Origin of the sequence: Clostridium sp. AM25-23AC (genome assembly GCF_003435125.1) — a bacterium.
Lineage (GTDB): Bacteria > Bacillota > Clostridia > Lachnospirales > Lachnospiraceae > Pilosibacter > Pilosibacter fragilis.
The window spans coordinates 24,617-47,120 of the sequence record NZ_QWGI01000014.1 but is presented as its reverse complement, the minus strand read 5'-3'; the positions used below and the strand labels follow the sequence as shown (position 1 = coordinate 47,120).

The 22,504-nt window shown below is 49.5% G+C and carries 29 protein-coding genes; 1 reads left to right on the top strand and 28 read right to left on the bottom strand.

The annotated features are described in order from the left end of the window. The first annotated feature begins 92 nt into the window (after nt 1–92). Nucleotides 93–1,160, top strand: a complete 1,068-nt coding sequence (locus tag DW677_RS09980; protein ID WP_117567081.1) for a hypothetical protein — start codon at nt 93–95, stop codon at nt 1,158–1,160. A gap of 43 nt (nt 1,161–1,203) precedes the next feature. Here DW677_RS09980 and DW677_RS09975 read toward each other — a convergent pair whose 3' ends face one another. From DW677_RS09975 to radC, 28 genes are all read right to left on the bottom strand, one after another. After that, nucleotides 1,204–1,794 (bottom strand): vacuolar family H+-ATPase subunit H, encoded by a 591-nt coding sequence (locus tag DW677_RS09975; RefSeq protein ID WP_117567079.1) that lies wholly within the window; start codon nt 1,792–1,794, stop codon nt 1,204–1,206. 21 nt (nt 1,795–1,815) lie between these two features. Next, nucleotides 1,816–2,313, bottom strand: coding sequence for a pantetheine-phosphate adenylyltransferase (coaD, locus tag DW677_RS09970; RefSeq protein ID WP_015554446.1), 498 nt, complete (start codon nt 2,311–2,313; stop codon nt 1,816–1,818). Between the two features lie 114 nt (nt 2,314–2,427). Beyond that, nucleotides 2,428–2,988, bottom strand: coding sequence for a 16S rRNA (guanine(966)-N(2))-methyltransferase RsmD (rsmD, locus tag DW677_RS09965; RefSeq protein WP_117469560.1), 561 nt, complete (start codon nt 2,986–2,988; stop codon nt 2,428–2,430). Nucleotides 2,989–3,235: 247 nt separating this feature from the next. Continuing rightward, entirely contained in the window at nt 3,236–3,448 is a 213-nt protein-coding gene (locus DW677_RS09960) for an alpha/beta-type small acid-soluble spore protein (protein ID WP_117469559.1), read from the bottom strand. Nucleotides 3,449–3,644: 196 nt separating this feature from the next. Continuing rightward, entirely contained in the window at nt 3,645–4,511 is an 867-nt protein-coding gene (gene pgeF / locus DW677_RS09955) for a peptidoglycan editing factor PgeF (protein WP_117567077.1), read from the bottom strand. Nucleotides 4,512–4,562: 51 nt separating this feature from the next. Continuing rightward, entirely contained in the window at nt 4,563–4,910 is a 348-nt protein-coding gene (locus DW677_RS09950) for a YraN family protein (protein WP_345941750.1), read from the bottom strand. A 102-nt stretch (nt 4,911–5,012) separates the two neighbouring features. Continuing rightward, a complete protein-coding gene (locus tag DW677_RS09945; RefSeq protein WP_117469556.1) occupies nt 5,013–5,657 on the bottom strand; it encodes a ribonuclease HII in 645 nt (214 codons plus the stop codon). Nucleotides 5,658–5,794: 137 nt separating this feature from the next. Further along, nucleotides 5,795–6,658 carry a ribosome biogenesis GTPase YlqF gene (gene ylqF, locus DW677_RS09940; RefSeq protein ID WP_117469555.1) on the bottom strand — a complete coding sequence of 288 codons (864 nt, stop codon included), beginning with the start codon at nt 6,656–6,658 and terminating at the stop codon, nt 5,795–5,797. Between the two features lie 24 nt (nt 6,659–6,682). Further along, entirely contained in the window at nt 6,683–7,228 is a 546-nt protein-coding gene (lepB, locus tag DW677_RS09935) for a signal peptidase I (RefSeq protein WP_015554341.1), read from the bottom strand. 378 nt (nt 7,229–7,606) lie between these two features. Further along, nucleotides 7,607–7,954: a 50S ribosomal protein L19 gene (rplS, locus tag DW677_RS09930; RefSeq protein ID WP_015554340.1), complete on the bottom strand. Its 348-nt coding sequence runs from the start codon at nt 7,952–7,954 to the stop codon at nt 7,607–7,609. 390 nt (nt 7,955–8,344) lie between these two features. After that, nucleotides 8,345–9,151 (bottom strand): tRNA (guanosine(37)-N1)-methyltransferase TrmD, encoded by an 807-nt coding sequence (gene trmD / locus DW677_RS09925; RefSeq protein ID WP_117471778.1) that lies wholly within the window; start codon nt 9,149–9,151, stop codon nt 8,345–8,347. A gap of 11 nt (nt 9,152–9,162) precedes the next feature. Next, nucleotides 9,163–9,678, bottom strand: a complete 516-nt coding sequence (gene rimM, locus DW677_RS09920) for a ribosome maturation factor RimM (protein WP_015554338.1) — start codon at nt 9,676–9,678, stop codon at nt 9,163–9,165. 65 nt (nt 9,679–9,743) lie between these two features. Then, nucleotides 9,744–9,971, bottom strand: a complete 228-nt coding sequence (locus DW677_RS09915) for a KH domain-containing protein (protein WP_015554337.1) — start codon at nt 9,969–9,971, stop codon at nt 9,744–9,746. Nucleotides 9,972–9,985: 14 nt separating this feature from the next. Next, on the bottom strand, nt 9,986–10,228 hold the full coding sequence (gene rpsP, locus DW677_RS09910) for a 30S ribosomal protein S16 (RefSeq protein ID WP_015554336.1): 243 nt from the start codon (nt 10,226–10,228) through the stop codon (nt 9,986–9,988). 79 nt (nt 10,229–10,307) lie between these two features. Further along, on the bottom strand, nt 10,308–11,672 hold the full coding sequence (gene ffh, locus DW677_RS09905) for a signal recognition particle protein (protein ID WP_117469553.1): 1,365 nt from the start codon (nt 11,670–11,672) through the stop codon (nt 10,308–10,310). A gap of 18 nt (nt 11,673–11,690) precedes the next feature. After that, entirely contained in the window at nt 11,691–12,032 is a 342-nt protein-coding gene (ylxM, locus tag DW677_RS09900; protein ID WP_015554334.1) for a YlxM family DNA-binding protein, read from the bottom strand. A 221-nt stretch (nt 12,033–12,253) separates the two neighbouring features. Further along, nucleotides 12,254–12,673: a hypothetical protein gene (locus DW677_RS09895; protein WP_015554333.1), complete on the bottom strand. Its 420-nt coding sequence runs from the start codon at nt 12,671–12,673 to the stop codon at nt 12,254–12,256. A gap of 20 nt (nt 12,674–12,693) precedes the next feature. Further along, entirely contained in the window at nt 12,694–12,921 is a 228-nt protein-coding gene (locus DW677_RS09890; protein WP_117469552.1) for a hypothetical protein, read from the bottom strand. 22 nt (nt 12,922–12,943) lie between these two features. Beyond that, entirely contained in the window at nt 12,944–13,912 is a 969-nt protein-coding gene (locus DW677_RS09885; RefSeq protein WP_117567076.1) for a serine hydrolase, read from the bottom strand. Next, on the bottom strand, nt 13,912–14,307 hold the full coding sequence (locus DW677_RS09880) for a methylglyoxal synthase (protein ID WP_021904367.1): 396 nt from the start codon (nt 14,305–14,307) through the stop codon (nt 13,912–13,914). The genes DW677_RS09885 and DW677_RS09880 overlap by 1 nt, the downstream gene beginning before the upstream one ends. A gap of 11 nt (nt 14,308–14,318) precedes the next feature. Continuing rightward, on the bottom strand, nt 14,319–15,449 hold the full coding sequence (locus DW677_RS09875; RefSeq protein WP_117469550.1) for an FtsW/RodA/SpoVE family cell cycle protein: 1,131 nt from the start codon (nt 15,447–15,449) through the stop codon (nt 14,319–14,321). 3 nt (nt 15,450–15,452) lie between these two features. Continuing rightward, complete coding sequence (minE, locus tag DW677_RS09870) at nt 15,453–15,737, bottom strand: cell division topological specificity factor MinE (protein ID WP_015554329.1); 285 nt, start codon at nt 15,735–15,737, stop codon at nt 15,453–15,455. Beyond that, nucleotides 15,738–16,529 (bottom strand): septum site-determining protein MinD, encoded by a 792-nt coding sequence (gene minD, locus DW677_RS09865; protein WP_015554328.1) that lies wholly within the window; start codon nt 16,527–16,529, stop codon nt 15,738–15,740. A 213-nt stretch (nt 16,530–16,742) separates the two neighbouring features. After that, complete coding sequence (locus DW677_RS09860; protein WP_117469548.1) at nt 16,743–17,408, bottom strand: septum site-determining protein MinC; 666 nt, start codon at nt 17,406–17,408, stop codon at nt 16,743–16,745. Between the two features lie 114 nt (nt 17,409–17,522). Next, complete coding sequence (locus DW677_RS09855) at nt 17,523–20,402, bottom strand: penicillin-binding transpeptidase domain-containing protein (RefSeq protein ID WP_117483164.1); 2,880 nt, start codon at nt 20,400–20,402, stop codon at nt 17,523–17,525. Next, entirely contained in the window at nt 20,395–20,925 is a 531-nt protein-coding gene (gene mreD / locus DW677_RS09850) for a rod shape-determining protein MreD (RefSeq protein WP_021904363.1), read from the bottom strand. The genes DW677_RS09855 and mreD overlap by 8 nt, the downstream gene beginning before the upstream one ends. Continuing rightward, nucleotides 20,918–21,763 (bottom strand): rod shape-determining protein MreC, encoded by an 846-nt coding sequence (gene mreC / locus DW677_RS09845; protein WP_015554325.1) that lies wholly within the window; start codon nt 21,761–21,763, stop codon nt 20,918–20,920. The genes mreD and mreC overlap by 8 nt, the downstream gene beginning before the upstream one ends. After that, nucleotides 21,760–22,467 carry a DNA repair protein RadC gene (radC, locus tag DW677_RS09840; RefSeq protein ID WP_117513520.1) on the bottom strand — a complete coding sequence of 236 codons (708 nt, stop codon included), beginning with the start codon at nt 22,465–22,467 and terminating at the stop codon, nt 21,760–21,762. The genes mreC and radC overlap by 4 nt, the downstream gene beginning before the upstream one ends. Nucleotides 22,468–22,504: the final 37 nt, after the last annotated feature.

Sequence of the window (22,504 nt, the reverse complement as noted above, 5' to 3'; positions counted from 1 at the left end):
ATGAATATGAAAACAAGAAGATGTAATGGCTGAACTGTAACTATCTGGGGCACCCGGTAAACCTGATCTAAATATCCTCATTAGGAGTATTTATGATAAAGACATCAATCCTGGCTCTTTTCTCCCTGCTTTTTATGATCTTTCACGCGGGCCTTGTGACAAAAGGTGCAGCAGCAGGACTTCTTTTGTGGTATTCTGCAGTGGTACCGGCGCTGTTTCCATTTATGGTTCTGTCCTCCATTCTCTCTGCCTCCGGCGGGATCTCCTGGCTTATGCAGCCGTTTACGGTGGTTTTCCGTTTCTGCGGGCTGTCAGCAGACGGATGGTATGTTCTCCTCACAGGGCTCCTCTGCGGCTGCCCTATGGGCGCAAAAACGTGCGCAGACTTTCTCGCGGAAAGGCGGCTCAGCTCCAGCGAGGCAAAGTTTCTCTTCGCCCTCTGTAATCACCCGAGTCCCATGTTTCTCGCAGGTTTCGTTTATCCCATGTTTGCCGCTCAGTTACCGCTTTTGTGCTTTGTCTTTGCCATTTACATGCCGCTCCTGCTGCTCGCTATCCCGGCACACTTCATTTATCACGCTCCTTTTAGTCCTGAATCCATCCCGGAAAATTCCGGTATTTCCCAACAACATCCAACTCCGAATTCCGCCAATGCGTTTTCTTCAAAGCACACACGATCAGATAAATCGTCCAGTTCTGCACTTTCCCTGGATGCCGCGATCCTGAATTCCGCAGAGATTCTTGTAAAGATCGGCGGCTACCTGATCTTTTATTCCATTTTGATCCTTGTGATCCGGAATACTCCTGAGATTCCAGCCCCAGCCCGTCTGTTTTTCTCTGGCGCAATGGAGATCACAACGGGGATCCGTACTGTCAGCGATTCTCTTACATATCCATATTCCGCTATCGCAGCTGCTGCCATATTCTCTTTCGGCGGCTTTTCCGCCATGTCGCAGACAAATGCAGTGATCCGGATACACCGATCCTCATCGGGATCCGCCGGCAGGACGATCTCCTGCGGCGGCCGGCAGAATTCTGTACACGAAAAAACTGCCGGACTCTCCATCCGGCAGTATCTTCTCTGGAAAATTGTCCACGCCTCCCTGACAGCTGCCGTCATGGCAGTCCTCACCGGTGTTCTGCGTTTTTCCATATTTTAAATTCGTTTTGTTTCCATCAGCGATTCTGTACAGACTGACTGCATTAAGCGTTCTTACCATCGATCTCCGGCGCAGCGTCTTCCTCTTTCTCTGTGATGATTCCGGAGGAAAGTTCCTTTCTGTTGGAGGAAACGATATCGTAGCTGGACTTCATGGAGTTCATGAACGCGTCGAAGCGGCCCTGGGCGCCTTCCATTGTGTGGTTCATAATTGTCTGAAGGCTCTTTAACATATCATCTGTGTACTGGATAGATCCCTGACGGACACTGTTTGCGTCAGCGACTGCGTTGTCAACGATAGTCTGGGCCTGGGCCTGGGCCTGCTCGATGATCTCATTTGCCTGGGCGTAAGCTCTCTGCATGATCTCGTGCTCGTTTACAAGCTCGTTTGTCTGGGCCGTTGCCTCTGCGAGCATTGCGTCTGCCTTGCTGTGGGCATCAGAGAGGATCGCATCCTGGTTGCTGATGATCTTCTGATACTGCTTGATCTCATCCGGGATTCTTAAGCGAAGCTCCACTAAAAGCTCGTCCAGCTCCTCTTTGTTTACGATGATCTTTGTTGTAGATAACGGCTGAAATTTACAGCTGTCGATATATTCCTCAATTTCATTGATTAACTGTTCAATTCTGCTCATGTCGTTTCCTTTTCCTTTCCCTTACACCTGACTGCCTTGTCTCTCACGCAGTCTCTTATGTACTTCATCCGCCACATAAGGTGTTACAAAATTCGAAATATCCCCGCCGTAAGCCGCAACTTCCTTTACGGTACTGGAACTTAAGTACGCGTACTCAAGGCTCGTGGTCAGAAATACTGTGTCTATGCTGGTATCCATCACGCGGTTTAACTGGGCGATCTGGAGTTCATATTCGAAGTCAGTGATCGCGCGGAGTCCACGGACAACGGCGTTGGCGTTGCATTCCTTTGCAAAGTCAACGGTAAGTCCCGCAAAGCTCTTTACCTCCACGTTCGGAATGTCTTTTGTGACCTCTTCTAACATCTTAACACGTTCTTCCACAGAAAACAATGGCGTTTTCGCGCGATTATTGAGAACGCCGATGATCAGATGATCGAATAATTTTGATGCCCTCTTGATAACGTCGATATGTCCCAGTGTGACCGGGTCAAAACTTCCCGGATAGATTGCTGTCTTCATGATTTTTGTCTATGCCGCAGGCTGCTGCGGTTTATCTCCTCATTTTATGTGTTTTTTCTGGCTTTGTTCTGGCAATTTCCAGCCTGTGATCTGTCATTCGTACTGGTCACTTCATTACACTTTCTTAATCTTAAGGAAAACATGTTTATTCGTCTTATATTCTTTGATCTTCACGATCTCATACCCGAGTGCACCAGCCCAGGAAAAATCCACGTCAAGAGCTTCCTCAGCGATGATCAGCGTCTCTTCGTCCGCGAGACAGGTATCCTTTAATGCCTCAAGGACTTTTTTCGGAAGATCCATCCGGTACGGTGGATCCATAAAGATAAAGTCAAACGACTTTCCATCCCGGTCAAGTCTCCGAACTGCCTCTGTCACATCCGCAGACATGACCCTGGCCTTTTCTTCCAGGTGGGTTGTCTTTAAATTCTCCCGGATGCAGGAAATCTGTCCGTCACCCTTATCGACAAAGACCGCTTCCTTCGCCCCGCGGCTTAATGCCTCGATCCCGATCGCGCCGCTTCCCGCGAAAAGATCCAGGAATCTTGCCCCGTAAAGGTCATTCTGAAGCATATTGAACAGGGTCTCTTTTATCCGGTCCGTGGTGGGTCTTGTCTCCATTCCATCCACCGTCTTTAAAAGCAGCCGTCTCGCGCTGCCTGCAATCACTCTCATATTTCAACCTCTGAATATTGCAATTATTCGTAACTGTTCTGCATGTCTGCGCACTTGCTGCGCTGACCGTAAGAAAGCATACCCATTATAATCGCATTTTTTCTATTATACAAGTATTTTTTGCTGTAACATACTCAGTTACTGTCTGCGGCAAGGCGTGAATCGTGACACGGAAAAAGCCCTCACAGGGCAGATGGAACTGATGAGGTCCCGTCTTTCCTGCGAAGGCTTTCCGGATGCTCAGGCTTTATTTACCTGCCATCTTCTTTTCCTGCTCTTCGATCATCTTCTTGACCATATAGCCGCCGACGCTGCCGTTCTGGTAAGAAGTCAGATTGCCGTTGTAGCCGTTTGTGAGCGGTACTCCGAGCTCATCCGCGATCTCCATTTTGAATTTGTCCATCGCTTCCTTTGCTTCCGGAACTACTACACGGTTAGAAGAACTGCTTGTGTTAGACATAAGATACGCCTCCTTTTAGTGTAATGCCTTTTACTGCTTTCGCATCGGGCATGTTTGATGGTACGTTCCTAGTATGATCGTCCTGAAAAATAATACACTGGAAGGTTTTGTGTGAAATGTCGTTTTCTTGCAATTCAACCACTTCGTGCTGTCGTCAGCTCTGCCTGCAATTCAATATCAGCGGCTTCGAGACTTTTTATCTCTCTTTAAGTGCAAGAAACGCGCAGAGATTCCCTCGTTTCTCCCCCATCGCCCTGTGGGAAAACAGCTTATCCGGGTTGCACTTTGTGCAGATATCTGTGACGGAAATATTCTTTGACGGCACTCCGGCTTCCATCAGGATCCGGCGATTTGCCTCCCAGAGATCCAGCTGACGCTTCCCGATCACGCCGCTCTTAGACGGGAAGACAATGTGTTCACAATCCTCTTTCGAAAATGCATCACGGAAGCTGTCCGCCACATCTTCCCCGACCTCATAACAGTCGCTGCAGATACTCGGTCCCACGCAGCAGATCAGGTCTTCCGGGGCAGTTCCGTATTCCTGCTTCATCGCATGTATCATCTTTTCCCCCATGCGGTTCACGGTTCCTCGCCAGCCGGAATGTGCGAGACCAATGGCATGGTGTTTCGGATCTACAAAATATAACGGGACACAGTCCGCAAAAAATGTCACAAGCGTCACGCCCGGCATGTTCGTCAGAAGTCCGTCGATATCCCGGTAGTCCCGGTCCTTCACAACGCCTTTTCCGAGATCATCCGCGGAGACGACTCGGATATTTGTCGTGTGGGTCTGCCAGGTTAAGACCATTTTTTCCCGGTCTACACCGAGAGCCGCCGCCATCCTGCTGTAATTCTCCAGCACATGTTCCCGGTTATCACCGCGGGTAAAGGAAAAATTCATGGTCGAATACCAGCCCTCGCTGACACCGCCCATTCTCGTGGAGAACGCGTGAGTAACGATTCCCGTGGCATCAAGTACCGGAAATGTCAGATATGTGACACCGCTCTTTGTCACTTCTCTCATATGATCCGCCGCATCTGTTTTTCTGATCCACTGATTCATAAATTTTCCCCTTTCCGAGATATCTCATGCAAAAAACATAAGACTATTTCATTAAAAAGCGTTTCTGATATATGTGATCTCTTCCCCATCGATCCCCGCCGCATCAAACCGGCACGGAGTCTCCTCCGGAAATTGATGGGAAAACAGATAATACACCGCTGCATTCCGGATCCGCATGGCCTTCCTGTGGTCGATGGCTTCCAGTGAAAAACCAGCCGAGCCGCTGGCGCGGAATTTCACCTCGATAAACACGAAATATTTTCCATCCTTCGCGATAATATCGATCTCGCCCTGCTTGCAGCGGTAATTCCTCTCCAGGATCATAAATCCGTTCTGTTTTAAAAAGGCAGCGATCTTTTCTTCATAGATGCTGCCTGTTGCCCGATTATTCTTTGTCACGCTCATCCCCCGATTTATGACAATGCAGTCATACAGCTCATCTCCTGCAGCCGCATAAACATTTTTATTCTCTCTTTACACCTGATCCTCGAGCCTGCCAATTTATACGAATTTGGTAATAAACGTCCGTCTGTGGATCGGTGTCGGACCAAACTCCTTGAGCGCCGTGATATGCGCCGGAGTTCCGTATCCTTTATGCTTCGCGAAACCATACTCCGGATAATCTTTATCGTACTCCTCCATCATATGGTCCCTGGTCACCTTTGCGAGGATGCTGGCTGCCGCGATAGAAACGCTCTTCGCGTCGCCCTTGATGATCGGCACCTGGGGAATCGCAACGCCCGGGATCGTCACCGCGTCGTTTAAGAGGACCTGCGGCACCGGATCGAGCTTCGAGATGGCCTGTCGCATCGCCTCGTAGGTTGCCTGCAAGATGTTGATCTCATCAATCCGCTCCGGACCCACGATCCCCACCGACCAGGCGATGGCTTTCTCCTTGATCTCCAGGAATAGTTCCTCCCGTCGGCTCTCAGAGAGCTTCTTTGAGTCATTCAGATAAAGGATCTGGCAATCCTTCGGCAGAATCGCCGCACCGGCTGCTACAGGACCCGCAAGAGGTCCACGGCCTGCCTCATCGATTCCACAGATGAATGCGCAGTCCTCATACTGTCTCTCGAATTCCCGCATAAGAGAGAGACGTTCCAGTTCCTTCTCAAGTTTTTCTCCCGTCAGCACCCGTCTTGCCATATTCTGCCCAGCTCCTTATCCTCACATAATTTCTCTGCCTGCATGCGCAGCTTCTCCCCTTTCATTTCATCAAAACAGTCATCATCTGAATATTTCCGGGAAATATCTGCACACCTCTGCATTTTCAGAGTTTTATATTATTCCGCTTCTTCCTTCTTTTCCGGCATCTCCAGCGTAATCCTTCCAAGCTTTCCACCCCGGAATTCATCGAGCAGCAGTCTCGCAGCCTTCGTGAGATCATTCACCCCGCCTTTCGTCAGGCATGCGCGGGCTGCCGCGATCTCATCGAGAAGCTCATACGGCTTCTTTCCGTCCTCCTCGATTCCATAGCGCTCTTTTAAGAGTCCCGGAGTGATATTCCTAAGATAGTCCGCAAGCTCGGATGCCAGCTCATCTTTTTCCAGGATCTCGTCGTTGATGGAACCTAAAAATGCCAGTAAAAGTCCCACTCTCTGGTCCTCAAATTTCGGCCATAAGATCCCTGGGGTGTCAAGAAGCTCCACCTGCTTGTTTAAGCGGATCCACTGGTTTCCTTTTGTGACGCCAGGCTTATTTCCGGTCTTCGCAGCCGCCTTTCCGGCAAAGCTGTTGATGAAGGTGGATTTTCCCACGTTCGGGATCCCCACCACCATGGCGCGCACCGGGCGGTTTAAGATTCCGCGTCTTCTGTCGCGCTCGATCTTCTCCTTACATGCCTCCTGGATCAGGGCATTCAATTGCTTTAAGGTTGCCTTCGCCCTCGCGTCGATCTTCATGACCTGGAAACCCTGACTCTCAAAGTAAGTGATCCACACCGCGTTTGCCTTCTCAGAAGCGAGATCTGCCTTGTTTAAAAGGATCACACGGCCTTTTCCAGCTGCGAGACTGTCAATATCCGGGTTGCGGCTGGCTAACGGCGCGCGCGCGTCCACGAGCTCGATCACGAGGTCTACAAGCTTCACGTCCTCTTTCATGGCGCGTTTCGCCTTTGTCATATGGCCTGGATACCACTGTATATTCATAGTAATTGTCTCCGTCCTTTCCTGCTATCGGACGAAACCAAGTCTGGAAAATGGCTGAAACCGCAGCCAGACGCGTCCGATGAGATTTTCCCGTTTTATATTTCCAATGCCGGAAAACCGGCTGTCTTCACTTGATTCCCGGTTGTCTCCCAGGAGAAAATATTCATCCTCCCCAAGCTCCACCGGATATTCGGCTGCCCCGGCGATCGTGGCCTCACCAAGACCGTCCTGCGCCTTTAAGAGTTCCCCATTGATATAGATGGACCCGTTTTTGATCTGGACCGTTTCCCCCGGAAGTCCGATGATCCGCTTGATTCCAGGCTGCTGCCCTTCCCGCTCAAACACAACGACATCAAGCCGGTTCGGTTTCCCGATATCGTAGGACAGGCGGTTCATCAATACCACATCTCCGGATTCCAGCACGGGCTTCATGGAACTTCCATTCATCTCAATCCTGCTTCCAAAACAAAACACAAGATAACACGCAAGGGCAACCATGACTGCGCAGTCGACCGCCCATTCCGTAAGCCGGTGAAGTCTGTTCGATTCCTTTTCCTCAAAAAATTCCATGGCGAGACCCCCTCTCTGAAAGGCAATTGTTCCGTGACTAAGTCACTCCCACAATTGCCGCCAAAATTCGTAATCCGGGCTATCGCCCTGCTTACTTATATCGGCTTGGCTGTCAAATGTCTGCCCATCCTTGCGCGCAAGTACGCAGTCTGGTCATCCGCTTAACAACACTTTCATATAAAAAGAATGTGCCTTGGCACATTCTCGCGCCTCGCGCGGTCGCTTGCGACAATCTACATCTTCGCGCGAGTGCGCATCCTTGGCACGTTAGTGCCTTTTAATGTAACAGGGAATTCCTCGGAATTTCCTGTTACATTAAAAACAAAGGGACAATTTTCATTGCCCCTTTGATCTACTGACTCTCTGTACAGTTATGAATTATTTTACTAATTCTTTAACCTTTGCTGCCTTACCTACTCTTGTTCTTAAGTAGTAAAGTTTCGCACGACGAACTTTACCTCTTCTAACAACCTCAACGTTCTCAACAGACGGGGAATGAAGCGGCCATGTCTTCTCAACGCCGATACCGTTGGAGTTCTTTCTTACTGTAAAAGTCTCTCTAACGCCGCCGTTCTGTCTCTTGATAACTGTACCCTCGAAAACCTGGATTCTCTCACGGTTTCCCTCTTTGATCTTAGCGGATACTCTTACAGTGTCACCTACGTTGAAGCTCGGTACAGACTCTTTTAACTGTGCAGCTTCGATATTCTTGATAATGTCGTTCATTGATATGAACCTCCTTAAAGTATTCGATGTTCTTACCCGCATCATCTTTTCCTGCGGCAGCGGACCATCTCTTATGATTTAAGCCTCCGTATCGACAGGATTTCCCCGTCTTTCGGATACCACAGTTTTGTATTTTACCATACCGTCAGCCAAAATGCAAGCGGTTTTCTCAAAAATCGCACAATATTTGTTACAGTTCAGCCATGCGCTGGTTTGAATGAGAAAGTGTGTTACAAGCTTGCTTGCATAAGCACTTTTTCATCCAAATCAGCATATGGTGGAACCACCAAGCTTCTTGTTTTCATGAATATGAAAACAAGAAGATGTAATGGCTGAACTGTAACCAATATTTGTGGAGCGAAAGTCTCATTTTTCCAGCTGCTGCACGGATCAGGCGGTCTCTTCCCCGTCATGTTCCGCCGATGCTTTCTCTTTATTTTTGACCTTCTGGGCGTTCTCCAATTCCTGCTGTCTCAACAGTTCGTCGAGAAACTTCTGCTCCTTCTTCGACAGGACCGCATCCTCAAGAAGCTCCGGCCGGTTCTTTAACGTTCGGATAATGGACTGTTCCCTGCGCCACTTCTCCACATTCGCGTGGTGGCCGGAAAGCAGGATATCCGGCACCTTTTTGCCCATGAATACTTCCGGACGGGTATACTGGGGATACTCCAGAAGATTATCATGGAACGTCTCAAACTCCGCAGATACGTTATTGTTCAGCACTCCCGGCACAAGTCTTGAGATGCAGTCGATCATCATCATCGCCGGCAGTTCACCGCCCGTAAGGACATAATCTCCTGCGGAGAGATAATCTGTAGCGATCATCTCGAGGACACGCTCATCCACGCCTTCATAATGGCCGCAGAGGAACACCAGATCTTCCTCCTTCGCAAGATCTTCCGCGATGCTCTGGTTGAAGGTCTGACCCTGCGGTGTCATATAGATCACACGTGGTTTCTTTCCGATCTTCTCCACAAGAGCCGCGTAAGCGCGGTAAATCGGCTCTGCCTGCATGACCATCCCGGCTCCTCCTCCGTATGGATAATCATCCACCTTGCCGTGGCGCTCCAGCGTATAATCACGGATGTTCACTGCCTCAAATGATACGATTCCCTTTGCAGCCGCGCGGCCGAGAATACTCGTCTCCAGACCGTTCATGATCATTTCCGGGAACAGGGTAAGTACATGAAAGTTCATCGATACCTCCCCTACAGATCGAGAAGTCCCGGGAGAACATGAACAAGCATTTCTTCCTTGTCGAGATCCACGTCCAGGATGCAGTCGCGGATCGCCGGGAGAAGAAGCTCTTTTCCCTCCGGTGTCTTCACGCAGTACACATCATTCGCTCCGGTCTCCATGACATCCGTCAAAGTTCCAAGTGTCTCTCCCTCGTCTGTGACAACGTTAAGTCCGATGAGGTCTGTGATAAAGAACTCATCCTCCTCCAGCGGGATCGCCTGATCTCTTGTAATAAGAAGATCCTTCTGACGCCAGCCTTCCACCTCGTTCATGGTGTCCACGCCATCAAATTTCAGGATGACCATATTTTTGAAGAATTTCACCTGACGAATCTTTAACTCCCGTGTCTCTCCTCTTCCGAGATCCAGAATCACTTTATCTAATTTTTTAAAGCGCATCACATCATCTGTGGTCGGATAGACCTTCACCTCGCCGCGCACGCCGTGCGGGGAGGTAATGACGCCTACGCGAAGATATTTTTCCATATTGTCTCCTTAATGACAGAAAGGGGACTGCAGCCGGGAAAAATCCTGTCCACAGTCCCTCACGATTACTGAATTTCAACAATCACTTTCTTATCCATCTTGGAAGAAGCTGCCTTCACAACGGAGCGGATGGCTTTCGCGATCCTTCCCTGCTTTCCGATCACCTTTCCCATATCGGTCGGGGCAACCTTAAGCTCAATGACGATCTCTTCTTCTTTTTCAGATTCCGTAACAACGACTTCATCTGGATTATCAACCAGCGCTTTGGCGATAACTTCTACCAATTCCTTCATTGAATCCACCTCGATTACTGGATACCGGCTGCCTTTAAGAGCTTAGCAACAGTCTCAGTCGGCTGAGCGCCTGTTCCTAACCACTTCTTAGCTGCTTCCTCGTCGAATTTGATGGTGCTCGGCTCTGTGTTCGGATCGTAGTATCCAACCTCTTCGATGAAGCGACCGTCTCTCGGGGAACGGGAATCTGCAACGATAATTCTATAGAAAGGAGCCTTCTTCTGACCCATTCTTCTTAATCTCATCTTAACTGCCATGACAATTTCACCTCCTTGGTTTTTTCGTTTATCAGCCATGCGAGAATCGCATTTGCCTTCTTATCATAAATTGCGGTATTTAGAAAGGTAATTTCATCTTTCCAAGCATCCCGCCCAGTCCGCCAAGCCCTTTCCGCTTGCCGCCTCCCATCATTCCGGGAAGCTGCTTCATAAGCTTTTTCGACTGTTCAAACTGTTTGACGATCCGGTTCACCTCGGCAATATCTACGCCGGCTCCCTTTGCAATCCTCTGTTTTCTCGACGGATTTAAGAGGGACGGATTCGCCCGCTCCCCCTTCGTCATAGAGAGAATGATCGCCTCCACTTTATCCATGGATCTCTCGTCTATTTCAACATTTCCCTTCATCTGAGACATTCCCGGCATCATGTTTAAGATGCTGTTCATGCCGCCCATTTTTTTGATCTGGCGCATCTGATCCAGGAAATCGTTAAAATCAAATTCTGCTTTGCGAAGTTTCTGGCTCATTTCTTTTGCCTTCTCTTCGCTCACCTCAAACTCGGCTTTCTCAATCAGGGAAAGGATATCACCCATTCCAAGGATTCTCGAAGCCATACGGTCCGGATAAAACTGTTCCAGATCGGAGAGCTTCTCGCCCATACCGACGTAGAGGATCGGTTTTCCCGTCACGGCACGGATCGATAACGCCGCACCGCCTCGTGTATCACCGTCAAGCTTTGTTAAGATTACGCCGTCGACGCCGATCTTATCATTGAAGCTTCCGGCTACATTTACTGCATCCTGACCGGTCATCGCGTCGACAACGAGGATCGTCTGGTCGACTTCAACGGCTTCCTTGATATTGACGAGCTCATCCATCATGGACTCGTCGATCTGAAGACGTCCTGCCGTATCGAGGAATACGAGATTCATGCCTTCTTTTCTGGCATGTTCCACAGCGGCTTTCGCGATATTCACCGGATTCTGGTTATCACCCATCGTGAAGACCGGAACTCCGACTTTCTCACCGTTTACCTGTAACTGTTTGATCGCAGCAGGACGGTAAACGTCGCAGGCCGCAAGGAGCGGCTTTCTGCCCTTCGCCTTAAACTTTCCGGCAAGCTTTGCCGTAGTCGTTGTCTTACCTGCACCCTGAAGTCCGATCATCATGATCACGGTGATCTCATTCTGGGGCTTTAAGGCAATCTCTGTGGTCTCGGAACCCATAAGCTTTACGAGCTCCTCATTTACGATTTTTATTACCATCTGTCCCGGAGTCAGGCTCTCTAAGACATCCTGTCCGATCGCACGCTCCTGTACAGAACTGATAAACTGTTTAACAACTTTAAAACTTACATCGGCTTCCAGGAGAGCCATCTTGACTTCCTTCAGGGCAGCTTTTACATCTGCCTCTGTCAGTCTTCCTTTGCCTCTTAAGTTTTTAAAGACATTCTGTAATTTATCGGCTAAACTTTCAAATGCCATGAAAACTCTCCCTCTGACTTACAGCTTCCCGATCTCTTCGGAAATCGCTTCGATCCTGTCGATCAGGGATCGGTCGCCGTCCTTTTTATATTGGCCAGCCAGTTCCTTAATCTCTTCTACCATTTTCTTTGTCTGGTTGAATTTCTCGACAAGCTTCAGTTTTTCCTCGTATCCGGAAAGAATCTTGTCACAGCGCTTCACCAAGTCATGCACGCCCTGTCTGCTGATTCCCTGTTCTTCGGCGATCTCGCTGAGGGACATGTCATTAAATACCACATCTTCATATACACGCCGCTGGTGCTCCGTTAAGAGCTCTCCATAGAAATCATATAGAAGACCCTGTGCTACAATTTTTTCCATATCAGGTCACCTGCGATATCATACTATAAACGGAGATGGTTGTCAAGTGTTTTTGCTTGACGTTTTATTTATTTTTAATTTTTCTTTTCAGACACCTGGCAATATATGTCCTCTGATCTGGAAATATCCCGTTAAACCGGGCTTTTCATTTTTCCATAAAACATAAACACCCGCCGTCAGGCAGGTGTTTATGTACTCTTATATAGGAAGGAGCGATTATTTTATAAAGCTACCAGTACCATATCTTTTGCAGATTCCGGAAGTTCTTCACCATCCATGGATACGCTTAATACAAAGTTTACATGGTATTTTGCACTGATCTGATCCAGTTCTGCGAGAGTTGCAGTGATATCTTCTCCCTCAAGACCAGCGAGCTTCAAGAAGCTGTCGAGATACATAGCCTCGAGGTCGTGATCCTGGGAAATAATTCCGCAGATGAAACCGATAAAGCCTTCAGCCGTACTTACAGAGAACTCCGCTACGTTGATTAAGCGGATCTTATTGTTAAGCTCGTACATATGTTTCGAGCTCTTATCAAGGTAAACGATTGAACCTTTTGCCTCTTTCACAGCTGTGTTAGCCATATCAAGTAAATATTTAGTTTTTCCTTTTCCCTTCCGTCCTGCGATGATCTGAACCATAATGCACTCCTCCTTGGATTTTATATATTTTGTATAAAAAATCTCTTGTTTGTAAATTTATTATAGACTATTTGCTGAAAATTTGCAACCATTATTTCTAAATTTCGAAATAATTTCATACAAAAGCAGAATGTACTTCCAACACCTGCAGAATCTGCCGCCGACAGTTCTTTACGGATGCCGGGAGCAAAAAACAGGACACGAAAGCCTCCGAATCCCCCGAAAACTTTCATATCCTGTTCATTCACGCTTTTTTCTTCCTGTTTTCCGCTATCGGTCGATCTTCTCAATGATCGTCGACATATCCGAATAGAGGGCATCGCGGCTGTCCGCGTGCATTACAACGGATGCGTACTCTTTTCCGTCCGCGTCCCTCTCCCCCATGATCAGGCAGTAGCCCGCCGCCTGGGTGGTTCCGGTCTTTCCGCCGAATACGGAGAGGCCATCCGGCATCTCTTTCTTTCCGAGCATATAGTAGTTGCTGACACTCCAGGATGCGGTCTTGTCCGATCCGTCCGCCCCTTTATAGGTCCCCGTGTATGTCTTCGTCCCGATAATATCCCGGAACTTCTCATACTTTAACGCCTCATGGAACATCAAATAGAGATCATAGGCGGTCATATAGTGATCCGCATTCGTCAGACCGTTGGCATTCGCAAAATGCGTCCCTGTTGCACCGATCCGTACAGCCTCTTCATTCATCATCTTCACAAAGCCCTCGATGGATCCGCCCATGTGGACCGCGATAGCATTCGCCGCGTCGTTTCCAGATGGGATCAGAAGGCCGTAAAGAAGCTGCTCCAGTGTCAGCTTGTCTCCGGGAACGACTCCCGCCATGGAGGAACCGATCTCCGTGATCACCGACTCCTGGGGAACCGTCACCACATCATCAAGATTCCCATATTTTAAAGCAATAAGTGCCGTCATGACCTTTGTCGTGCTGGCAGGGTTTCTCCGTTCAAAGACATCCTGTGCGAAAACAGCATTTCCGCCGTCTAACGGAAACACTCCGGCAGACTCCGCTGTGAGCGTCTCATCCACGCTCGTTTCATCTGTCACTACCGCCAGATCTGCCGCAAATCCATCCGCCGTCCTTCCGCTTCCGGAGGCGGCAAACGTCCCGATCCTCTGATCCAGGGCGTAGGAGCTTCCTGCACCTGCGGACTTCGCGCAGCCAGACGCGCCAAGAACCAGGCAGAGTCCCACGATTCCCGGGATCCATCTTATCTTCTTTCCCATTACTTATACATCTCGCGCCATTCCAGATCGCCGCGGTCCAAGGCCTTGATCAGAAGTTCCGCCGTAGCGAGGTTTGTCGCTAACGGGACATTGTGGATATCGCAGAGTCTCACAGCCTTGTTGACATCCGGCTCATGGGACTTCGGGGACAGCGGATCTCTTAAGAAAATCACGAGATCCATATCGTTGTTCTCGATCTGTGCTCCCATCTGCTGCTCTCCGCCAAGATGCCCCGGCAGAAATTTATGGATATTTAAGTTTGTGACTTCCTCGATGAGTTTGCCGGTGGTTCCGGTCGCATAGAGGTTATGTTTACTTAAGATTCCCTTGTACGCAATACAGAAGTTCTGCATCAGTTTCTTTTTGGAATCATGAGCGATCAGTCCAACATTCATAACAATACCTCCTAGAATTCTAGTTTATTTTGCTGCAGTCCGACGTTTAAGAGAACGCCGATGCCGATATAAAGACTTACCAGAGAACTTACACCATAACTGATAAACGGAAGCGGAAGCCCGGTGTTCGGGAAAATTCCGGTGGCAACCGCAATGTTTGTAAATGCCTGGAATCCAACGAGAGCAGCTATTCCCGTACAGAGAAGCTTTCCAGTCAGGTCTCTCGTTCTCCCTGCCATTCGCAGGCATTCAAATACAAAGAGAAGATACAGGACCAGCACAAGCATGCAGCCCACAAAGCCCATCTCCTCGCCGATCACGGCGAAAATAAAATCGGTGTGTTCCTCCGATAAGAAATTTCCGTTCTTTACGGAAATGGCCGTTTCATTGAGCAGGCCCTTTCCATACAGCATTCCCGATCCGATGGCCATCTTTGAGTTATCCTGCTGGACATTCAGGTCCGCGTATTTTCCAGGATTGACGAAGGCAAGGATTCGGTTTACCTGGTATCCTGTCAGAAACGGCACAGCGCCCCGCTCGGCGAGAAATACCGTGAGGGCCAGCCCCGGGATCACGACGGCGGCAGCGCCGACGATCCATTTGTAGCTGAGTCCCGCGACAAAGATCAGGCATACGATGATAAACATGATAACGATACTCGTGGACAGATCCGGCTGCTTCATAATTAGAAGCAGCGGAACAGCAGCAAACGCTCCGACGATGATCAACGTGCGGAGATTATTGATCTTCTCCTGATTTCGCTGCAGAAACCAGGAGAAGAAAATGATCAGACCGATCTTAACAAATTCCGACGGCTGGAAACGTCCGATAACAGGAAGCGTGATCCAGCGTCTCGCACCGGTTCCGGCTCCTCCGAACTGTCCCGCAACGATGATCGCGAGAAGGATCGCCACACATCCAAGGTAGATCACGCCGGTGCAGCGCATCAGTTTGTGGTAATCTGTCAGAGCCAGGAAGAGCATGATCACCAGTCCGCCGAAAAGGCCGATCAACTGGCGGTTGATATAGCTTCTGTCTCCGTTTACCGCGCTGTTGATCACGAGAAGCCCGATGGCGTTTAATGCCAGGGCATAGAACAGCAGGCGGAAATTGAAGTTTTTAAAATTGTATTCTGAAAACATGTATTAAAATGTCCCCTTAACTAGCAGTTCACGAACCGGGATGCTGGCGTACAGGACAGGGAGCTTCTCTCCCACCCTTTTGTGGTCCATATGGATCACCTTGACCTCCAGCTGCTCCGGATCGATCATCATATATCTTGATATGACTTTTATCATGTCGTTTTTTAACATCTCGAGGATCTCCGGCGTACATCCGGCCCGGTCTGCGATCAGCAGAAATTCAAGCCGTTTTTTTGCTATGTTTCCGGAATTTCTTCCTGTCAGGATATGGAATAGCCTCTTCTTCATTTATGCCCGTTTTAAGAGACCGCTAAACATATGGAAGAATCCTTTATTTTTCTCAAGCCCCATAAGCGGCACCTCCTGACCAAGTATCCGCTTACAGATATTAAGATAAGCCTGTCCGGCAAAGGAATTCATTCCCACCAGAGGTTCCCCCTGGTTCGTGGAGATCACGATCTCCTCATCGTCCGGGATCGCGCCGAGGATTGGGATTCCGAGAATATCCGTCACGTCCTCCATTGACATCATATCCCCGCGCCGGACCATATCCATCCGGATCCGGTTTACGATGAGATCCATCTTTGAGATCTCCTCTGCTTCCAGAAGACCGATGATCCGGTCAGCGTCACGAATTGCTGACACCTCGGGAGTCGTCACCACAAAGGCACGGTCCGCTCCGGCGATGGCATTCTTAAATCCCTGCTCGATTCCGGCAGGACAGTCTAACAGTACATAATCAAACTCTTCTCTCAGGTCATCCACCAGCTTTCGCATCTGGCCGGGAGTCACGGAAGACTTGTCCCTGGTCTGGGCGGACGGAAGTAAAAACAGGTTTGGATATCTTTTGTCTTTTATCAGTGCCTGCTTCAGACGGCAGTTTCCCTCCACGACGTCCACAAGGTTGTAGACGATGCGGTTCTCCAGTCCCATCACCACGTCGAGGTTTCTCAGACCGATATCTGTATCGATCAGAATTACTTTTTCCCCAAGCATGGCAAGTCCTGTACCGACATTCGCTGAGGTCGTCGTCTTGCCAACACCCCCTTTTCCGGATGTAACAACAATGACTTCACTCATAAGAATATCCTCCTGTATTCAGTTGTAATGTACCGCAGCGGTTCTATTATCTGAGAATGGCGCTGCCTGGACATAAATCCACAAAATATATTTTACATGAAAAAAGCAAAAAATTCCAGTAAAAAATAGAGTTTATAAAAAATTTACAGTTAAAGGTTGTCAAGCAACTAAACGGACTGCGTGCCTGCACGCAAGGACGGTTAGGCATTTGGCTTAAATAAAATTCAGTGCGCTCAGAAAGCTCTTCTTGATCGGCTCCTCTACAACTTTCCCGTTTTCAGACAGGATCATCATCGGCCCCCGTCCCAGGTGACGTCCGTTCCCGGCTTTTTTCAGGGAAAGCCCGGCGATCCGCACAGACATCGGTGCCATCTCGAAGGCGACGATCACCGCGTCCTCATTCCCGCAGACACCTGCGTAAGCCGCTCCGCGGAGCGCCCCTAAGACGACGATATTTCCTTTCGCGCTGACCTTCGCTCCCTTTTCCACGTCACCGATCACGACGATACTGGCTTCCGATTCCAGTTCATCCCCGTCCCGGAGATTTCCCTTGTAAAACTGTCCCGTGAGGGACGACAGCTCCATCAACCTCTCGTTCAGCGCTTTCTCACACTTCTTTGTCCTGTTTCCGTCCGTGTCGAGAAGACACAGCACCTCGATATCAGAATTATCCGTGATAGTCTGAACGACGCGGTACTCCTCCTCCGGTGTCAGATCCCGTCCTTCCAGTGTCAGTGTCATCTGGGCAGCTCCCCAGAATTTCGCCGTCGCCTTGAATTTCTTTGCGATTGCCTGAAGAACCTCATCAAAATCCAGGTCTTTCTCCAGATAGACCGTCATTCCCGCTTTATTTCCCTTGATTACGACAGCATCTTTCATCTTGAAATCCCCCTTTATGTAACTTCGGCAGGTAAACCAGACCGCCGGTCCGTCAACGCCTTACAGCCCGGCAGATTCGCCGGGCTGCAGCTTTTTGTTTGTGCAGTGCGTGGATTAGTCTCCGATCTCTACGTTCGAAGAGTTCAACGCACTGTTATTCAGAATGTAATTCAGGTCTGTATATCCGTAGTAGAAACGATATATATTTTTCGCGGCCGTCGCCGCGTTGGATGACGAATATCCATAGGGAATATTTACCGTCACCGCGATTTCGGGATTCTGGTATGGTGCAAAGGAAACGAAGAACGCATGGTTGATGCGGTGTCCGTTTTTGATCTCCTCGGCGGTACCTGTCTTGCCGGCGATATCCACCTCAAGATCGCTGAAGATCTTTCTCGCGGAACCGTCGGAGATAACCCGGCGCATACCGGTGTGGACCGCGTTCCATGTGGAATCCTTCACATCGATGACAGAGCGGACCTCCGGAGTGAAATCTTCTAAGAGATTTCCCTGAGAATCTGTCATCTTATCGAGAAGACTCAGTTTGAAGACTGTTCCCTTGTTGGCCACAGCCGTGATATATCTGGAAAGCTGGACGTTAGAGTAAGAGTTCTTACCCTGTCCGATGGAGGACGCCTCCGGCTTCTCCGTTGTCATCTGCGGCTCTCTCTCAGCGATCTCGATTCCAGATGTCTCATCCAGACCGAACAGTGACGCGTATTTCCGGATCTTCTCGATACCGAGCTCCGGTGAATAGTTGCCGTTCTCGTCCATGGAGAGACGGTGTCCCATCTCGGAGAAGAACACGTTGCAGGAGTTCTGGATACCGTGGACCACATCGAGAGGTCCATGCTGTCCCGGATAGATCCAACATCTCAACGCCGGTGAGATCTCCTTATAGATGCCGGTACAGTTCACCGTGTCGTTTAATCCGATGACTCCCTCCTCCAAAGCCGCTACCGCGATGATCGGTTTGAAGGTGGAACCCGGCGCTTTCTGTGCCTGAGTGGCATTGTTGAAGAGTGGCAGGGACTGGTCATTATTTAACTTATTGTAATACTCCGCATCCACAGTTCCGGAGAACTTGTTATTGTCGTAGCTCGGGTATGTCACCAGCGCCCGCACCTCACCGGTGTGGACGTCCGTGATGACCGCGCTGGCAGAACACGGATCCAGAGCCAGCTGGGCCGGTGTGATCTCGATATCGGAGATCTTCTTTCTGATAAACTGGAACGCGTACTCGTCTCCTCCCGCCTCCAGCATCCGGACTTCATTCTCGTCGTATGCCAGGATATTCTGGTCATAGAGGGCGAGGCAGAGTTCCTTTCCGGATACGGTGCCGTTGTTTACGAGATACCGGAAGATCTTCTTTGTGAAGGCCGCATCGTTCTGCAGGTCATCCAGCACATAATCCACGATGGTCCGGTAAATGCTGTCCGCGTCGGAATATCTGGACTCGATCTTTAACTTTGTCGTGTCGATCCAGCTCTCAGCGATTCCATCGTACAGGTAATCCCTGAGGCTGATGGAATCGTCTTTCCATGCCTTGTAGGTGTCGGACTCCTGGTCGATCTTATCCGTCTTGATGATCTGACGTTCGGAAAGCAGCGTGTAGATATACTGCATATAGGCAAACATATCTTCCGGCAGGTCCACCATCTTTCTTGCGGATCCGTCCGTGAGCTCGCTCCTGATCTGAGCCAGGATCTGCTCTCTCGACTGACTGTATTTCGCGTAAATATTTTTCTCTGTCTGGGATGCCTCCGGCGCGGAGAACGCAGAAAGATCCAGAACATTGTTGTTGATCAGCTGATAGTAAACATCCTTCACCGGAATCGGGATATTCGCCGCTTTCTTGTAATCGTTGTCATCCAGGTCACGGTTTACAAGCTTGTCCGTGATGATACCGGCGAGCTGCTGTTCCAGAATATGGTACACACCGATCTGAAGATCACGGTCCAACGTCAGGTAGATGTCATGTCCGGCCTCCGGCTCCGTCCTCTTAACAACCTCCAGGATCCGTCCCATACTGTCCACATACATGGTCTGGGAACCTTTCTTGCCCTGAAGTTCCGTCTCCATGGACGCTTCAATTCCGGTCTTACCCACAAGGTCTGTCAGCTCGTAATCCGGGTTCGTCTCCCGCAGTTTTCCGAGCTCATCATCCCAGACTTTTCCGATATAGCCGATGATCGGCGCAAAATATACACTATCATTGTATACACGGATCGTAGATTCCTCGATTTCTGCACCCTTTAAGTTTCCGGAGTTTTCCAGGATATCCGTCATGGTCTCCTTGCTGACATCGGAGGCGATCGTCGTGGACTCATATTTCCGGTATGCAGTGAGTCCCATCGTGTAGCGGATGTTGATGATCCCGAGAGCTTCCTCGTCGGTGAACTCGATAGGAGCTCCGTTGTCATCCTTCAGCTGGTCAAGACCGTAGTACTTCACCCTGTCGTCAAAGACTTCCCTCGCCGTCACATCGGAAGGATATTTTCCTTCCGCGTCATCCAGCTCGTCCGTCTTTTTTAATCCGTAGTAATCGCTCAGGAAACGTCTTCTTGCCGTCTCACTGGTTGTCGTGAAGATCATCTCGCCGGAGGAATCATATCCAATGGAAAAATCACCTTCCACGCTCTCGCCATGGCGGTTCAAAATCCGGACAAGCTCTAAAAGCATCCGGTTTCTGTCATTGGATCTCTTGTAATCTCCGTTATCCTGAAGCGTCACATTGTACGACAGTTTATTATATGCAAGAACATTCCCGTTTCTGTCATAAATATTTCCACGGGTACCGGTAAGACTGATCTTTTTCTCCGTCTTTGCCATATAGTTTTCCTGGAACTGCTCTCCCTCAATGATCTGCAGCTTGAACAGGCGCATGCCCAGGATCGCATAAAGGCCCACAAATACCACCGACAGGATCACAAGTCTTGACGACAGCAGCTTTTTCAAAAACTCTTTCAGGATCTCAGAAAAATCGTTAAACAATCGTTGTGTCTCTCCTTTTTTCCATCTCTTCCAGTTTGCGGCTGATATACAGGAACAGCCGGTACAGGATCAGTGTTGTCACAACGGTGAAGATCGTCTCCGGCAGGATAATATTGATAAAATAATAACCGAAATTCAATCTTCCCCGCACCAGAAAGCCGAATACATAAAGATAGAAATTATAAAATACTTCGTTCAGCGCCGAAAGCACCAGCGGCAGCGTAATATAGTCCTCATAATAGTATTTTGTACAGATTCCGTTTACATAGCCCATCCAGATAAAGACAAGCGTATGGAACCCCAAAGGACCTCCGGATGACAGATCCATCAAAAGTCCTACGATCAGACCGTAGCCCATCCCCCATGCGCTTCCCCTGATAAATCCAAAGGAGAACACCAGGATCACCATGAGGTTTGGGTATACCGCCAGGAACGGCAGCAGCGGAAAAATACACGTCTGCACGATAAATGCCAGAATCACCAGAACAAAGTTTACGATGATCCGTTTCATATTGCTATTCATTGATCTCCGGCCCCGCATCCTTTAAGTCTGTGATCACCAGGACCTCCTGAAGTCTGTCGAACCTCGCGGCAGGAATCAGGTATCCCGATTTTGTCAGGTTGTCATTGTAGTCTACCGTGATGTCCGTGGCATATCCCACTAGGATTCCCGGCAGGAACTTTCCGCTGATATTAGAGGTGACGATCATGTCGCCGTCCTTGATATCATCGTCCTTTTCCATGTAAGAAAGCTTTAAGCGGCCCTCTTTAAAGAGCTGCAGATCACCTGCCACGATGCAGGAGTCCCCGGACTGCTGTGCCATGGCACTCACACGGCTGGAATCATCAATGATGGAGCGGACCGTGGCGTAGTTCGCGCCCACGTCTGTGACGATGCCAACAAGACCGCCGCCTGCGATGACATTCATGTCCTCCTTGATTCCGTCATCAGACCCTTTGTCGATGCGAAATACGGAAAACCAGGAGCCGGAGTCCTTTGCGATGATCCGGGCACCGATCTTATGGTACTGCATGTACTCCTGATCCAGCTCGTAGAGGCTTCTTAAACGCTCTAACTCAAACTGTTCGGAGCGGAGTCTCGTGTTCTCTTCCGTCAGTTCATCCACTCTCGTCTTTAAGGTCTCATTCTCCGCCAGTGCCGTCTTAAGCTTTCCGACACTGCTCAGTTCATTGTAGAGGCCGCCGCCAACCCGGTTCACGCCGGACTGGATCGGCACCAGCACATAGCCCACCGCGGTTCTCAGCGGGTTTAAGATGCTTCCCTTGATGGTCGTGATTCCGATCATGCAGACGCAGAGAAGCGACAGTCCAAATAGAAAATATTTCGTATTGTTTTTCATGTTTCAAAAATTCCCCGTTCTCTAAGGCTCACATAGGAATTATCTCCGATAATGATATGGTCTAAAAGCGGGACTCCCACAAGACTCCCTGCTTCCCGGACCCGTTCTGTGAAGAGGCAGTCTTCCCGGCTGGGTGCCGGGTCCCCGCTGGGATGGTTGTGGAGCAGGATGATCCCGCAGGCCCTGAAGCGCAGCGCCTCGATATAGATCTCCCGCGGTGTCGCGCAGGATGCGTTCACCGTTCCCCTGGAGACTGTGATGTCCCTCAACAGAATATTTTTCGTGTTCAGAAGCAGAAGCTTTAAGTTCTCCTGCTCTAAATGGCGCATTTCCTCCATATAAAAAGCCGCCACTTTCGACGGTGCGTCAAAGACGATGGTCTTCTCCGATGCCGCCGCCTTCCAGATTCTGGCGGAGAGTTCTCCGATACAGGCAAGCTGGATCGCCTTCACCTCACCGACACCGCGGATCTCCTTATAGTCTTCCACTGTTCCATGGAGAAGTCCTGCGAGTCCCGGCGGATTTCCGGCATTTAAGATTTCCTCCGCCATGTCCCGCACCGGGATATTTTTCGTCCCGGAGCGCAGGATCACGGAGAGAAGCTCCGCGTCCGAGAGGGATACCGGACCTTTCTCCAGCACCTTCTCATAGGGGCGTTCTGAGATCGGAAGCCCCTTCATTGTCTTTCCATTTTTCTTTTCCATACTGACATTCCGCCTTTCCTGTCTCTCCAAGTACACG

Excerpts from the sequence above, each read along its gene's own strand:
- DW677_RS09880 (WP_021904367.1), bottom strand. The coding sequence starts at position 14,307 with ATGAATGTTGGACTGATCGCTCATGATTCCAAAAAGAAACTGATGCAG.
- rpsP (WP_015554336.1), bottom strand. The coding sequence starts at position 10,228 with ATGGCAGTTAAGATGAGATTAAGAAGAATGGGTCAGAAGAAGGCTCCT.
- rplS (WP_015554340.1), bottom strand. The coding sequence starts at position 7,954 with ATGAACGACATTATCAAGAATATCGAAGCTGCACAGTTAAAAGAGTCT.
- DW677_RS09875 (WP_117469550.1), bottom strand. The coding sequence starts at position 15,449 with ATGTTTTCAGAATACAATTTTAAAAACTTCAATTTCCGCCTGCTGTTC.
- coaD (WP_015554446.1), bottom strand. The coding sequence starts at position 2,313 with ATGAAGACAGCAATCTATCCGGGAAGTTTTGACCCGGTCACACTGGGA.
- trmD (WP_117471778.1), bottom strand. The coding sequence starts at position 9,151 with ATGAACTTTCATGTACTTACCCTGTTCCCGGAAATGATCATGAACGGT.
- ylxM (WP_015554334.1), bottom strand. The coding sequence starts at position 12,032 with ATGGAAAAAATTGTAGCACAGGGTCTTCTATATGATTTCTATGGAGAG.
- DW677_RS09960 (WP_117469559.1), bottom strand. The coding sequence starts at position 3,448 with ATGTCTAACACAAGCAGTTCTTCTAACCGTGTAGTAGTTCCGGAAGCA.
- rimM (WP_015554338.1), bottom strand. The coding sequence starts at position 9,678 with ATGGAAAAATATCTTCGCGTAGGCGTCATTACCTCCCCGCACGGCGTG.
- ylqF (WP_117469555.1), bottom strand. The coding sequence starts at position 6,658 with ATGAATATACAGTGGTATCCAGGCCATATGACAAAGGCGAAACGCGCC.
- minD (WP_015554328.1), bottom strand. The coding sequence starts at position 16,529 with ATGAGTGAAGTCATTGTTGTTACATCCGGAAAAGGGGGTGTTGGCAAG.
- lepB (WP_015554341.1), bottom strand. The coding sequence starts at position 7,228 with ATGGAATTTTTTGAGGAAAAGGAATCGAACAGACTTCACCGGCTTACG.
- DW677_RS09980 (WP_117567081.1), top strand. The coding sequence starts at position 93 with ATGATAAAGACATCAATCCTGGCTCTTTTCTCCCTGCTTTTTATGATC.
- radC (WP_117513520.1), bottom strand. The coding sequence starts at position 22,467 with ATGGAAAAGAAAAATGGAAAGACAATGAAGGGGCTTCCGATCTCAGAA.
- DW677_RS09975 (WP_117567079.1), bottom strand. The coding sequence starts at position 1,794 with ATGAGCAGAATTGAACAGTTAATCAATGAAATTGAGGAATATATCGAC.
- pgeF (WP_117567077.1), bottom strand. The coding sequence starts at position 4,511 with ATGAATCAGTGGATCAGAAAAACAGATGCGGCGGATCATATGAGAGAA.
- mreC (WP_015554325.1), bottom strand. The coding sequence starts at position 21,763 with ATGAAAAACAATACGAAATATTTTCTATTTGGACTGTCGCTTCTCTGC.
- DW677_RS09885 (WP_117567076.1), bottom strand. The coding sequence starts at position 13,912 with ATGGGAAAGAAGATAAGATGGATCCCGGGAATCGTGGGACTCTGCCTG.
- minE (WP_015554329.1), bottom strand. The coding sequence starts at position 15,737 with ATGAAGAAGAGGCTATTCCATATCCTGACAGGAAGAAATTCCGGAAAC.
- DW677_RS09860 (WP_117469548.1), bottom strand. The coding sequence starts at position 17,408 with ATGAAAGATGCTGTCGTAATCAAGGGAAATAAAGCGGGAATGACGGTC.
- mreD (WP_021904363.1), bottom strand. The coding sequence starts at position 20,925 with ATGAATAGCAATATGAAACGGATCATCGTAAACTTTGTTCTGGTGATT.
- DW677_RS09895 (WP_015554333.1), bottom strand. The coding sequence starts at position 12,673 with ATGGTTCAGATCATCGCAGGACGGAAGGGAAAAGGAAAAACTAAATAT.
- rsmD (WP_117469560.1), bottom strand. The coding sequence starts at position 2,988 with ATGAGAGTGATTGCAGGCAGCGCGAGACGGCTGCTTTTAAAGACGGTG.
- DW677_RS09945 (WP_117469556.1), bottom strand. The coding sequence starts at position 5,657 with ATGGCAAGACGGGTGCTGACGGGAGAAAAACTTGAGAAGGAACTGGAA.
- ffh (WP_117469553.1), bottom strand. The coding sequence starts at position 11,672 with ATGGCATTTGAAAGTTTAGCCGATAAATTACAGAATGTCTTTAAAAAC.
- DW677_RS09915 (WP_015554337.1), bottom strand. The coding sequence starts at position 9,971 with ATGAAGGAATTGGTAGAAGTTATCGCCAAAGCGCTGGTTGATAATCCA.